Genomic DNA, 12,295 nt, shown 5'->3' with positions numbered 1-12,295 from the left:
ACTGTGACACTGCCAATAAGCGAGAGAATACCGAAAAACCGAGAAGAAATGTACCTGCTCATGTTGGAGAATTTCGCAAACAATTTTCGGGTTTCGATTCCAGGAATCATCCAAGAGTTTGACCCAGTAGCGCAGACCGTCACAGTTCAACCGGCCCTCCGTGAACGGATCTCAAATGATGACTTGACCACTCGCTGGGTCGATCTTCCTCTGCTGCTGGATGTTCCGATTGTAGTCCCCAGGGCTGGAGGTTTTGCCCTGACTTTGCCCGTGAAGCCTGGGGATGAATGCTTGGTCGTATTTGCGGACATGTGCATAGACGCATGGTTCAGCAATAGCGGAATGCAGAACCAAATCGAAAAGCGGAGGCATGACCTTTCGGACGCCGTTGCTATCTTGGGCGTATGGTCCCAACCGCGAAAAATCACCAACTATTCAACCTCCGCGGCTGAGTTGCGAACCGATGACGGAGCCGCGTACATTCGGGTGAATCCCAGTGAGATTGATATTTCGGCCCCGGATGTGAAGATTAACGGCAACATTGCAGATGGTGGAACATCCGGTGGAAAGGTGAAGGGGAACCTTGCAATATTCCCAAGAGATTCAGCATCTAGTTTCTCCGCTTATAACTTCGCTGTCATAACCGGAGTGCGCGGCGGGATTGCTTATACAGAAATGTGGATTCTCATCAATGCCCGATACGACTACGAGGCAAAGAGATTCAAACGGATCAACGTCAACAACTTCTCGTTTGGATGGCAAATGCAAGGCGGCGGCACTTACCCGGGAGAAGAAGGTTTCGACTCAATTAATCAGGGAGTCAACCTTTGGAAGGCGAACGGGAAGAATGCATATGCCGTGGGCGACCCTTTACGGGACCAAACCGGGGAAGATATCGGGTCATATGTTGGCGGTGTTTGGCAAGAATTTGGCATCATGCTTGGCTGGCAAAATTCCTTCATGATGGACGCATATGGTGGAATGACAATCGGCGGGGCTGGATTTGAAGTGGATGGTAATGGAACAAGCCCATACAAAAGGATATCGCTTGGCAAATTCTCTGGGGGCAGCACTGACCCAAACAAGCCCTACAATGAATACGGTTATGCGTACAACGGAACGCTCTGGAATGCATTCCATGGGCTTTTTGCCAGCGACAAACCTTCCCTGAATAGCTTCTATTGGGGCATGGTCAGCCCGATTGATTTCTATGACAATGGTTCATTCAATCCGTACTCGAACCAGGCCAGCATGGAAAATACAAAGTGGGTCTGGCGGAAACTCCCCAAAAATAAAAGTGGGGCAAAGGAAAACTGGATAGATGTGTTTGAAATTTCTGATACAGGCGACGCCAAATTGGGAGGAAAAGTTGTTCCTGCAATCGTCACCGTCAACGCTGATATCGTGAATACCACAGATTTCAATATGTCCTACCCTGATTCGACTTGGACAAAAGACAACACTTTTATCATGGGTGTCAAAGGCATTCTTTCGGATGGTACCGTGAAACAGTTCGGAAACATAAATGCGACGTTTACTGATTTTGGAGTGTACGGGTATTTGGGTTCTGGGTATGCTTCAGCAAAGATTCTCATTTCCAAGCATTAGGAAAGGGGAGAAAGTGATTTGAGATACAGGAAATTGAACAACGGGGACTATACATTCGGACACAACGAGAATGATTTCTATACGGGCACAACCGCGGTAAGTCAGGCTATAAAAACCAATTTACTTCTGCTCCAGGGTGAATGGTGGGAGGATACGGCCAAGGGGTTGCCCCTATTCCAAAACATTCTCGGTCAACCTGGGACGCCTGAAAATGTGCAGGCTACGGACCTACTCGTTCGGGATGTAATTTTGAATACAAAGGATGTAACACGCATCACGAATTTTGAAAGCAGCTATGAAGAGAGAAAATACGGATTGATATGTACCGCTGAAACCAAATACGGGGATGCGACGGTGGAGGTGAAATTCTAATGACATATTTTGCCCCGATTATCGATGAAACAGGAATAAGAATCCCTTCATATACTGACATTCGTGATCAACTGATAGCTGATTCGAAAGAGATTTTTGGATCAGATATCTACCTTGGCATCGACAGTCAAGACTACCAACTGATTTCTGCTTTTTCGAGTATGATTTATGATTCGTACCTACTAAGTCAATCCACATATAATTCTCGCGGGCCTGCTACAGCAATAGGCAGCGGACTTGATATTGTCGTCGGAATCAATGGAATCAAGCGTATACCAGCAGTATTTTCAACCGCATATGTCACATTGACCGGGACAAAAGGAACGATTCTCACAAACGGCGTAGTTGAGGATGTGAACGGAAACAAATGGTCCATTACGAGCCCGATAACAATCGGTGACTCAGGAACGGTAACAGCTCTTGCGACATGTCAAACAAACGGCGCGATCAGTGCATCTGCCGGCGACATAAAAAAAATCGTGACACCCACCTATGGATGGACTTCGGTCATAAACCCCGCTGCCGCAACTGTAGGCTCTCCTGTGGAGACAGACGGCGAACTGAGAGCGAGACAAGCAACGAGTACGGCACAGCCAAGCAGGAGCATACTGGAAGGAGTGAAAGGGGAAATAACAGCAATAAACGGCGTTACACGATTCGTTCTCTATGAGAACGATACAAACGTGACCGATAGCAACGGCTTGCCTGCACACTCGATAACCGCCGTAGTAGAGGGAGGGGCAGACGCAGATATAGGGCGAGCTTTGTATCGCAGGAAAGGTCCTGGATGTTTTACGAACGGAACAACCTCTGTAACGGTGAGTGACCAATACGGCGCACTGAACACCTATAGATTCTATCGTCCAACCTATGTTGACATCGACGTGGTTGTAAACGTAAAACAATTGGCTGGATATACAACAGCTACAACTCAAAACATCAAAAATGCTTTAGCGGCATTCAATAGTAGTCTTTCTATTGGCGATGATCTTTCCATATCCAGTCTTTGGGGGGCTGCTCTCAGTGTAAATGAAGTTCCTACAAAACCAATTTTCTCTGTGACAAGCGTTACAGCTGCAAGGCATGGGCAGACACAAGGAACCGCGGATATAATTACAACCTTTAACGAGGTGACACGCGGCAATGTCGCCTATATCTCGGTCAACGTGACTTAGGGAGGGCGGAATTTAAATATGGGATGGACGAATCCGGCAGCCCTGATTTTTGATGGATCTGGTAGCCATGTCGCTTTATCAACTCCGACTCTGCCCGTTGGGTCGAAGATAACTTTCGAATGTTGGTTTAGAAGCGATACTTCTGCATCGGGAACTTATAATCTGCTTGGCACTAATAACATCGGGACCTACATTCGCATAAATACTTCGAACAAAATTGTAGTCAGTATGAAATTTTATGGGCGCTCTCCTTTAACTCTAACAAGTGACTCCACCATTACTCAAGGCGTCTATTATCACGTTGCATGCACTTACGACGGCGTAACTCAGAAACTCTACTTGAATGGTGTATTGCAAGCTTCTGGGGTCCGAAACCTTAATTTGGATGCCACTAGCATACAGAGATTTGGAATATATTTAGATGCGTCGCGGCTCCCTTTTCAAGGTGCGATGGATGAAATCAGATTGTGGAATGTTGCTCGATCTGAGGATCAAATCAAATCCAGTATGAATCAAGCGCTATTTGGCAATGAACCGGGGCTAATTGGGTATTGGAAATGCGACGAAGGCAAGGGTACCTCACTTTCGGATTCTACGGCGAATAAAAGTACAGGGACTCTTATGGATGGAGCGTCATGGACAACATCTACAGTGCCCATGACGCCGAATTTGGACAAAACCAGGATTGAAAAGTATCTGGATATTCTTACATCCCAACACCGGACGCAGCCAAAGCTTACTAAATGGCTAGAGAGTTTGCTGATAAAAGTTGATTTAGGTATGCAGCAAACAGAAGCGATTCCCAGCAAGTTTGACATAGAAACAGCGGTGGGATCGCAGTTGGACTTGCTTGGGTCCATACTTGGGAGAAGCAGGCAGCTTCCCTTCAATCCCGCAAGCGGATCGTCACCGGTCTTGGATGATACAAACTACAGAATTGCGTTGAAAGCAAAAATCGCTCAAAACCAATGGGACGGAACAATCCCATCCATGTACAAAATATGGAATGAAATATTCCCAAATGCACCAATCCAAATTATCGACAACCAGGACATGACGATGCAAGCCGTCATAAACAGCGGTCTTGACCCCATTTCCGTAGAGATGGTTATCGCAGGAATGATCATTCCGAAACCATTGGGTGTGAAGATCATTTATATTAATTCTACGGTAATAGACGAGTCGGGATATATTGGGACTTTGGTAAGCGGAATGAATTACATTACTATTTCTACAAATACGCTATAGAAAGGGGAGGCGCGGATGGCTTCATACGGAACGATGACCATTACGAACGCCGGAATGGTCTTGTATGCAAAAGCGCAGGCAGGTGTGACGATCAATTTCACTCGGCTACAAATAGGTAGTGGGAAACTTGCGGGGCAAAATCCACTTACACTAACTGAGCTTATCACTCCGATATCTTTTTTTCCCATTAGCTCGATTACTAGGAATGGAAGCACTTCACAGGTGAGCGGTATTTTCGAAAATACAAACATAACCGCTATCACCTATACATGCGAGATAGGGTTATTTGCTAGTGATCCTGATCTCGGAGAAATTCTCTATTCGTATGCAAACGCTGGTGACTCGGGTGATAACATACCGCCTATTTCTTCAGGAGCGTTTTCTAGCAACTACCGAATCAATGCTGCAATTGGAAATGCAACAAGCGTAACTGCTACCATCCCAGCAGGCGCCTATGCTCCATTAGATTCTCCTGTATTCACTGGTACGCCGAAAGTTCCAACGGCTCCGGTCGAGACGAATGATGATACGGCGGCGTCGGCGGGCTTTGTGAAAGCTGCTATTGCTACGAATACTAGCAAACTAGCACCGAAAGATAGCCCCGCACTAACGGGAATTCCGACAGCCCCGACAGCATCAGCAGATACGAATACTACGCAAATTGCTACAGCAGCATTTGTGCTCGGGCAAGCAGCTACAACAAACCCGGTAATGGATGGAACGGCTGCGGTCGGTACATCGAAGCGGTATGCGCGTGCTGATCATGTGCATCCGACTGATACATCGAGGGCTCCAGTGATACATACCCATACTGGGGCAGCCATTGATGCACCAAGAACCGACATGGCCAAAGACCTTGTGACAGCTCAGGAAATTCGGTGGAAAAACTTTGGGAATGGTCATACGATAGTCGATGCCAGCGCGGGTACATACCCAGGAGGAAATACCAACTCGCAAAACCCGTGGCAAGCGACGTATCCAACTCTCGTTGGGTACAACGGGGCTAATACTTTTGGGGTAAGGGTCGATAGCGCGAGGACAGCGGATACAGTTGGCGGTGTTCAATTCCGTCTGAATAATGGGATCGTTGAATTTTACAGCGGAGGAGTGTGGACGCCAGTGGGCGGAATGTTACCAGTAGGGAGATTAAGAAGTATGACTGCGGGATCTGTGGGCCCATCTGGATCATACATAACCATATTTGATGTTACCGGTTATGGTCGATTGGAAAAATTAAGAGGATCATGGTCATGGAGCGGAGGCGGTTCAGCAACTGTAGTTATCAATACAACGATTGGATTAAGAGTAACACTGGACGGTAAGCAAGATATAGTTACCTCTAACATAAACTATAACGGATCTGCGGATGGAGCGAATGGGACACGTACTATTGACTACATTATTGGAACTGCTGGTGGGTCATCCTCTTACAATACCAATGTAGCAGATTCGATTTATTTCAACTCAAGCTGTAAAGTTGAAATGCTGACTCAAAATAACGCTGGATATTCTATTAATTTGCCTAGTTACAATTTAGATTGTCGCCTTGCTGCTGGTACGCCATAAAGGAAAGGAGAAAGGGCCATGTCATTTATTAAAGATGGGGAGTATATTCGCTTTAAGAGTGAAGGTGTTGATTATATTTTATGTGATTTTGAAAAGACAGAAACTATCCGTATTGATGCGTACACTCTCGCTGATGTAACGTACCAGTTTGACTTGGATGCGGGATCATACGTTGAGCAATCGCGGACAGAGCGTCCTGACCCAGACGCACCGGACCCGAAAGCTACCAAGATTTCGGAATTGAACGCCGCATGTAATGCCGCCATACTTTCAGGTTTCAAATCGGATGCTCTTGGCTCCGAGAACATATACGACTTCGACTACGACGCGCAAATCAACCTCGGCGGCATGCTCAATGCGATTACGGTGAGCATCGTGACGGATACCGTTGTTTGGAAAGCTTCCGGGGCTCCTGAGGTGCACACCGTCGAACAGTTCAAGAAAGTGTTTGCCGATGGGCTGGCGCACAAAAACGCCTGCATTGCAAAGTTTTGGACGCTCAAGTCTCAAGTATTAGCTGCAGAAACGGCAGAAGAAGTCGCGGCGATGGTATGGTGAAATTGCAGCCGTGCGACGTAATTTTTGTCAGCCGAAAGCTGAAGTCGTCTCTTCTGGATCGGATCATAGCAAAAATAGTCCAGTGGGCCACAGGAAGTAAATACTTCCATGTGGCCTATTTCGTTTCCGAAAATCGGGTGTTCGAAGCAAATTCTTTTCGACTGGCGGGATTTGCGGATATGAGCAACTATGCCGATTTTGTAGTGAAGAGGCTAAACTTTCCGCGAGATACCCGAGAGAAGATTTTGCAAAGGATACTTTCTACAGGCGGCGCTCGCTACGGCTGGCCGGAAGTCGTAGCGCTCTTTCTACGGAAGAAGATGGGTGTTCCAATCTACTTAGATATCCCGACGAGGTTCATTTGTAGCGAAGAACTGATCAAGGCAACTCATGCAGAAACTGGCATATGGATCACCGGCCAATCAACCGGCGATGTAAGTCCCGGTGATCTTTGGGAATCGCCATACCTATTTTTAGTACAGGATGAAGCACCGGCTTAATGTCGGTGCTATTTTTATGCAATCGGCTTAGGGGAGGTGATGAAACCAAGCATAGATCAAATTTCTGGCGATGTTACCCAACATTAATTGGGGCATCGCTTATTTGTTTTTCAGAAAAAAACATGTTAGGAGGAGCATATTCATGCCGCAAAATCCAAATCTAAAAAAATTGTACAACAAGGCTAATTTTCTAACGAGCGATGGCGTTTATGCAGGGCAACTTTACATCGGGAGTGATGAATCAGGTGGCGGCGGAGTAGACTTCTCAAAACTTCCCATGAATAGCCGCACGTTCGGTTACAAAATCGGCTGGGGAGGGGATTCTATTACGAATGGTTCCTCAAGCACGAACGCTTCCGTCTATTCTTTCAGGGCGAATGTTGCCAAATTGTTAGGATACCGAGTCGCCTCCACTTCTGTGAACGGGGGGGTAGCTGGGGAAAGGAGCGACCAACTGCTGGCCCGCATTGACGGCATCATCGCACAGGGTGTGCAACTACTATTTATCATGATCGGCACGAATGACGCGCCTCAAAACGTAGCTCTAGCGACGTATCAAACGAACATAAAGGCCATCAAAGCAAAGGCAGATGCCGCGGGTATTCCTATTATTTTCGGTTTGGTACCTCCCCGTGGCGCAAGCGTTTCGGCTGCTACAAAGCAGCTTCTAAATTCGTATAACGTTTGGTTGCGGTTTTGGGGAGCGCAGAATGGTGTCCCGATTTGTGACACGTATACGCCATTGGTGGACGCAACAACCGGAAATATGGCTGCTACCTACGATGCTGGCGATGGCACACATCCAAACAATGCCGGTCACTTGGTTTTAGCACAAGCCATTGCAAAAACATTGGACACGTATCTTCCAAAACAACCGTGGCTTGTCTCGGCAAAAGGAAACGGCCTTTGTTCGAATCCTTTGTCTGATTCTTCTATTGGGACAGGCTGGACGTTAGTCGCTGGCACTGCTGCAACAACCAACACATTTCCGACTGACAACGAAGTTCCATATGGCGCTTGGATTCGCAGAACTTATGACAACTCCGCAGGAGGCAGCGCAGTCAATGGAACCTATAGCCTTGGCATCGACACATCGAAAGCATCGGTCGGTGATGTAATTCTGCTCGCTTGTTACGTCCGGAATACGGGCGGGTATCTAAAACTCGGAGTGCTGAACGGCTCTGTACTTAGCCAAATTCCGTTTGAAGCATTTCCAGGGACTACAGTTCCGTTAATGATCAAGGCTACAGTTACGGATCTGACCAATACTCGCTTCGGGTTTAATATCTCAGCCGCTGCTGGTCAAATCGGCGTGATTGATTTCGGAGCCACAGATGTTTTCAATCTTACGACCATGGGGATGGCCGATCTTGTTGTCTAATATTTTTGATAAATAGGAATGGATGTGATGCGATATGCCGACAGAAAATGAGGTGCAACAAGAAATCTTACAGAGGCTTACGCGGGTTGAAACGAAACTCGATCTGATGGCCAGCGCCCGGGATATTGCACAGGAAGCCCTACAATCTTCGAAATCATCCCATCACAGAATTGATGAAGTGCGCGATGCATCCCATCAAAGAATTGGTGAGATACGAGATGAAGTGAACAATCTCAAGCAGGGTCAAAAGTGGCTGATCGGTACGGTTATTAGCGTTGTAGGGCTTTTTGTAGCCGCTGTAAGTTTGTTATGGAAAATAGGAGGTGTGAACTAACATGCAAGATGGACAACTATTTACTTGGCAGGCTCTCTCCGCAATGGGGGGAGCTTCTTTATTGACGTTCTTCTTTGTGCAATATTTCAAATCGTTAGTAGATCGCTACTTTTCGCTGCCAACCGATATTTTTGCTGTCATTGTGGCGTGGCTAGTACTAACGGTCGCACAGCTTTCTTTAGGTGCATCGTGGTCAGACTGGAGAATGTACGCACTATCATTCGCAAATGCATTTTTGGTGTCTTCCGCCGCGGGTCAGATGCAAAACAAAGCTATCAATCCACCTGGAGAAAAGAAAGGAGATACTGAGCAATGACAGAAAGAAAATATCTTTTGAAACCGGACAAACCTGACTCGCGCGACTTACTACTGGCATCAACCGGCGCGAATCTTCCCGATTCTGTCGATCTACGTCCCAAGGATGCAGTCCCGATATATAACCAAGGCAGTCTCGGATCTTGCACGGCGAATGCTATTTGTGCGTTCCATTCGTTCTTGAACAAAAAGGCAGATGGCTACTATTTCCACTTGTCGCGCCTATTCCTCTACTACAAAGAAAGGGAGTTGGAGGGTACAATAGATTATGATTCAGGAGCCTATATTCGGGATGGCATGAAGGTGCTCCAGCAGATCGGCTGCGCTACTGAATCGACATTCCCATACGTGGAGTCAACTTTCCGAAACACTCCAACAGCGGAAGCATACGCTACCGCTAAACATCATAAGGTTAATTCCTATCATCGAATTATGACCGTTGCACAGTTAAAGGAATCGCTTTCAAACGGCTATCCGGTTGTAATGGGGATTGAAATTTACAGTAGCTTCGAAAGCGCGGAAGTGGCCCGTACCGGGATAGTCCCGTTTCCAGACAAGACAAAGGAATACAGTCTCGGCGGGCATGCGATTCTCGCTATGGGGTACAAAAAAATCAACGATGAAGAATACATCATCTGCCGTAACTCTTGGGGCCCTGAATGGGGAGACAAGGGTTATTTTTATCTCCCAATGAAGTTCATAGGTTGGTTTGTTTCTGATATGTGGACAGGAAGGTGAGGGCATGGGGAAACAGGATTTCATAGACAAAATCGCCGCGGCAGCGGTGCAGGATATGCAAGAAACCGGAGTGCTTGCCAGTATCACAATAGCACAAGCCTGCTTAGAAAGCGCATGGGGGCAATCTGCCCCCGGCAATAACCTTTTCGGCATCAAGGGAAGCGGGCAGCAGCTGACGACCCAGGAATACATCAACGGCAAGTGGGTACAGATCATGGATGGATTTCGAGTATATGAGGATTGGTATGGAAGCATAGCGGATCATTCAAAATTCCTGGTCGAAAATGGGCGATACCGAAAAGCCGGTTTCTTCGACCGATGCGCAGCACGAGATTACGCAGGAGCAGCGCGGGCGCTACAAATAGCATGCTATGCGACCGATCCGCAGTATGCAGCAAAGTTGATTCAAATTATCGAAAGCAATGGACTTCAAAAATACGATCAGGAGGCAGACGACGTGGTTAAATTAGATGCTGGTGTTGCTCAAACGATCATAAATACGTGGCTTTCCCCTGACTGGAAGAAAGCCACTGAAGCAGGCGCAACGGATCAGGCTGACTATATACATTGGCTTGCAAACCAACTGCGCGTTGCTTCTGGTCTTCCTGTAGAATAGCTCAGGAAAATTTTCCTGAACATCAAAATCCCCCGCTGGCCTCTTATGGCTGGCGGGGGATTTTTTTATTTAACAAGACGTAGAGTAGGCAACTGTTTATTCGAATACAGTTCACTGTAATCTGACCGGTTCAAGCACATAACCCGGCATAAGTCTTCAGAAGAATAATTCAGATCTTCTCTGTAAGTTTTTAAAATTTCATTGAGCAACCATATTTTTTCTTTTGGTGGTTCTAATTCGGCAGGCTCTTGTGTTCTGTAACCCGATTTCCCCATCTGAGTCCATAAATATTCATAGTTTCTTTTGGAAATTTTCTCTAAATCACTAGCCCTCTTTAGGAGTGCTGCCATTGAAACTTTCCAATAGGGTTTTAAAGAGGCAAGTTTTTGAAGGTTAATATCTCCAAGGGAATAGGATATCTCATCTTTAGGCATCAAGAATTCAGAAGCAAATCTATCAGCTTGTTCTTCAATATCATCAAGGCCATTAGGTGGTCTACGGTGCATTATTATATGTCCTAGTTCATGGCATAAAGTAAATCGAATTCTGTCAAATGGCCTTTCGAAATTTGTGAAGATTAGTGGAGGTACTCCAGGATGCCACAAAGTTATTGCATCAACTTGATTTCCATCGAAATCAAAAGGAATAACAATTCCTCCAGCCTCTTCAATTAAGTGAATGACATTTTGTATTGGCCCTCTAGGGACTCGTAAATCTTTTCTTGTTAGTTGGGCGATTTGTTCAATGTCCCCATTAAAATTGTCTGGATCAAGTTGTGGAAAGAGTGGCTCTCCTATATCGATTGATTTGAGCAGAGCTTGGATCTCCATTCGCCTTTTCTCGAGTCGAGCGTATATTTTAGTCAATGATTTCTGAGGAACGGCCTGTTTTTTTCTATGGAAGAACTCGCTTAGTCCCATCCCATATACAGTGTCGTTTTTCAAAAAAAAATCTTTGGGGTAGTCTAACTCTTTGGCGATCTTCAATAATTCTCCGTCACTAATTGGAAGAAGTCCGTTCTCAAGCTTTGACAGTTTCCCTTGAGATATACCAAGTATCTTCGCAAATTCAACCTGCCCAATTCCTCTAGACTCTCGAGCAATTACAAGAAGCTGGTTATTAAGGTTTATATACTCAGAAGTTGTTTGCATTTTGTTCACCAACACCAGTTTCTTTTTCTTTTATTATTGTTACTTTTCTTGTTCGTGTGCTTACATGTGGTTTTTCTTCCAATGGCAACGGTATTTGAATCGTCTTTTTGTCAGAACTAATAGTTGATATATTCCAAGCCCATACATTAGCAGTACCATAGCGGTAGGTAATATGAACTTCACTAACCCCAGTACCAAGTGTGTTTACAAGATATCCTACATGGAGTAGGCCATCTGGTGGGGAGTCAGGAATTTCTAATTGAACAGTGTCTTGTAAATTGTATGCACTAACTTGTTTAGTGGAAATGTTACTCGATAGTAATTTGTCGTTAAACTTTTTGAATCGTAGAACGACTTTATCGGCAATTACAAGCATGTGAAGACCTCTGCGATAAATAAATCTAGATCCATCGACCCCTTCAAACTGCTTCTTCAATTCGTCAATGATGTCATCATGACATATAGAAGCCGCTGTTCTAGCTGAATGTCGATGACGATTTTTAGCATAATCTTCACCGTTATAATAATTATTTACTGCTTTTTCAACGGAGTTAAAGATTTTTAGTATGTAAGGGTCGAGAATTTCAGATGCCTCTTGTTTCAATAAAGGTCGCAGATACAAGCCCCCTTAAGTTGTTCTTAATCGTATAATACCATCCTGATTTGCAGAAATCAACTCAAAATATTCCCGGAAATATTCCTGATATAATCAAATGTAACTAGACCGTGTTTG

Annotated in this window: 14 protein-coding genes; 12 read left to right on the top strand and 2 right to left on the bottom strand. The window is 45.6% G+C overall.

The window, feature by feature from the left end:
- The first annotated feature begins 3 nt into the window (after nucleotides 1-3).
- From AC0LWT_RS07110 to AC0LWT_RS07055, 12 genes are all read left to right on the top strand, one after another.
- On the top strand, nucleotides 4-1,608 hold the full coding sequence (locus AC0LWT_RS07110; protein WP_474680526.1) for a Gp138 family membrane-puncturing spike protein: 1,605 nt from the start codon (nucleotides 4-6) through the stop codon (nucleotides 1,606-1,608).
- 18 nt (nucleotides 1,609-1,626) lie between these two features.
- On the top strand, nucleotides 1,627-1,980 hold the full coding sequence (locus tag AC0LWT_RS07105; RefSeq protein WP_474680525.1) for a contractile injection system sheath initiator: 354 nt from the start codon (nucleotides 1,627-1,629) through the stop codon (nucleotides 1,978-1,980).
- Nucleotides 1,980-3,155, top strand: a complete 1,176-nt coding sequence (locus AC0LWT_RS07100; RefSeq protein ID WP_474680524.1) for a baseplate J/gp47 family protein — start codon at nucleotides 1,980-1,982, stop codon at nucleotides 3,153-3,155. Before AC0LWT_RS07105 ends, AC0LWT_RS07100 begins: the two co-directional genes overlap by 1 nt.
- A gap of 18 nt (nucleotides 3,156-3,173) precedes the next feature.
- Complete coding sequence (locus tag AC0LWT_RS07095; protein ID WP_474680523.1) at nucleotides 3,174-4,403, top strand: baseplate wedge 1 family protein; 1,230 nt, start codon at nucleotides 3,174-3,176, stop codon at nucleotides 4,401-4,403.
- A gap of 15 nt (nucleotides 4,404-4,418) precedes the next feature.
- Complete coding sequence (locus AC0LWT_RS07090; RefSeq protein WP_474680522.1) at nucleotides 4,419-5,969, top strand: DUF5585 domain-containing protein; 1,551 nt, start codon at nucleotides 4,419-4,421, stop codon at nucleotides 5,967-5,969.
- An 18-nt stretch (nucleotides 5,970-5,987) separates the two neighbouring features.
- Entirely contained in the window at nucleotides 5,988-6,527 is a 540-nt protein-coding gene (locus AC0LWT_RS07085; RefSeq protein WP_474680521.1) for a DUF4376 domain-containing protein, read from the top strand.
- Nucleotides 6,521-7,027: a hypothetical protein gene (locus AC0LWT_RS07080; RefSeq protein WP_474680520.1), complete on the top strand. Its 507-nt coding sequence runs from the start codon at nucleotides 6,521-6,523 to the stop codon at nucleotides 7,025-7,027. Before AC0LWT_RS07085 ends, AC0LWT_RS07080 begins: the two co-directional genes overlap by 7 nt.
- Before the next feature lie 142 nt (nucleotides 7,028-7,169).
- Nucleotides 7,170-8,408, top strand: a complete 1,239-nt coding sequence (locus tag AC0LWT_RS07075) for an SGNH/GDSL hydrolase family protein (RefSeq protein ID WP_474680519.1) — start codon at nucleotides 7,170-7,172, stop codon at nucleotides 8,406-8,408.
- A gap of 34 nt (nucleotides 8,409-8,442) precedes the next feature.
- Nucleotides 8,443-8,742, top strand: a complete 300-nt coding sequence (locus tag AC0LWT_RS07070) for a hypothetical protein (protein ID WP_474680518.1) — start codon at nucleotides 8,443-8,445, stop codon at nucleotides 8,740-8,742.
- A gap of 1 nt (nucleotide 8,743) precedes the next feature.
- Nucleotides 8,744-9,058 carry a hypothetical protein gene (locus AC0LWT_RS07065; RefSeq protein ID WP_474680517.1) on the top strand — a complete coding sequence of 105 codons (315 nt, stop codon included), beginning with the start codon at nucleotides 8,744-8,746 and terminating at the stop codon, nucleotides 9,056-9,058.
- Complete coding sequence (locus AC0LWT_RS07060; RefSeq protein ID WP_474680516.1) at nucleotides 9,055-9,795, top strand: C1 family peptidase; 741 nt, start codon at nucleotides 9,055-9,057, stop codon at nucleotides 9,793-9,795. The genes AC0LWT_RS07065 and AC0LWT_RS07060 overlap by 4 nt, the downstream gene beginning before the upstream one ends.
- A gap of 4 nt (nucleotides 9,796-9,799) precedes the next feature.
- Nucleotides 9,800-10,411: a glycoside hydrolase family 73 protein gene (locus AC0LWT_RS07055; RefSeq protein WP_474680515.1), complete on the top strand. Its 612-nt coding sequence runs from the start codon at nucleotides 9,800-9,802 to the stop codon at nucleotides 10,409-10,411.
- Nucleotides 10,412-10,476: 65 nt separating this feature from the next.
- Here AC0LWT_RS07055 and AC0LWT_RS07050 read toward each other — a convergent pair whose 3' ends face one another.
- Together AC0LWT_RS07050 and AC0LWT_RS07045 are read right to left on the bottom strand one after the other, a co-directional pair.
- Nucleotides 10,477-11,562: a helix-turn-helix domain-containing protein gene (locus AC0LWT_RS07050; protein WP_474680705.1), complete on the bottom strand. Its 1,086-nt coding sequence runs from the start codon at nucleotides 11,560-11,562 to the stop codon at nucleotides 10,477-10,479.
- On the bottom strand, nucleotides 11,546-12,184 hold the full coding sequence (locus tag AC0LWT_RS07045; RefSeq protein ID WP_474680514.1) for a hypothetical protein: 639 nt from the start codon (nucleotides 12,182-12,184) through the stop codon (nucleotides 11,546-11,548). Before AC0LWT_RS07045 ends, AC0LWT_RS07050 begins: the two co-directional genes overlap by 17 nt.
- Nucleotides 12,185-12,295 lie beyond the last annotated feature (111 nt).

This window comes from Paenibacillus sp. sgz302164, assembly GCF_056120505.1.
The sequence above is the reverse complement of the archived record's forward strand: the minus strand, read 5'-3'. Positions and strand labels throughout refer to the sequence as shown.

What these genes read in the sequence shown, in the direction of transcription:
- AC0LWT_RS07100 (WP_474680524.1), top strand. Translation starts at nt 1,980, where the DNA reads ATGACATATTTTGCCCCGATTATCGATGAAACAGGAATAAGAATCCCT.
- AC0LWT_RS07095 (WP_474680523.1), top strand. Translation starts at nt 3,174, where the DNA reads ATGGGATGGACGAATCCGGCAGCCCTGATTTTTGATGGATCTGGTAGC.
- AC0LWT_RS07090 (WP_474680522.1), top strand. Translation starts at nt 4,419, where the DNA reads ATGGCTTCATACGGAACGATGACCATTACGAACGCCGGAATGGTCTTG.
- AC0LWT_RS07085 (WP_474680521.1), top strand. Translation starts at nt 5,988, where the DNA reads ATGTCATTTATTAAAGATGGGGAGTATATTCGCTTTAAGAGTGAAGGT.
- AC0LWT_RS07080 (WP_474680520.1), top strand. Translation starts at nt 6,521, where the DNA reads ATGGTGAAATTGCAGCCGTGCGACGTAATTTTTGTCAGCCGAAAGCTG.
- AC0LWT_RS07075 (WP_474680519.1), top strand. Translation starts at nt 7,170, where the DNA reads ATGCCGCAAAATCCAAATCTAAAAAAATTGTACAACAAGGCTAATTTT.
- AC0LWT_RS07070 (WP_474680518.1), top strand. Translation starts at nt 8,443, where the DNA reads ATGCCGACAGAAAATGAGGTGCAACAAGAAATCTTACAGAGGCTTACG.
- AC0LWT_RS07065 (WP_474680517.1), top strand. Translation starts at nt 8,744, where the DNA reads ATGCAAGATGGACAACTATTTACTTGGCAGGCTCTCTCCGCAATGGGG.
- AC0LWT_RS07060 (WP_474680516.1), top strand. Translation starts at nt 9,055, where the DNA reads ATGACAGAAAGAAAATATCTTTTGAAACCGGACAAACCTGACTCGCGC.
- AC0LWT_RS07055 (WP_474680515.1), top strand. Translation starts at nt 9,800, where the DNA reads ATGGGGAAACAGGATTTCATAGACAAAATCGCCGCGGCAGCGGTGCAG.
- AC0LWT_RS07050 (WP_474680705.1), bottom strand. Translation starts at nt 11,562, where the DNA reads ATGCAAACAACTTCTGAGTATATAAACCTTAATAACCAGCTTCTTGTA.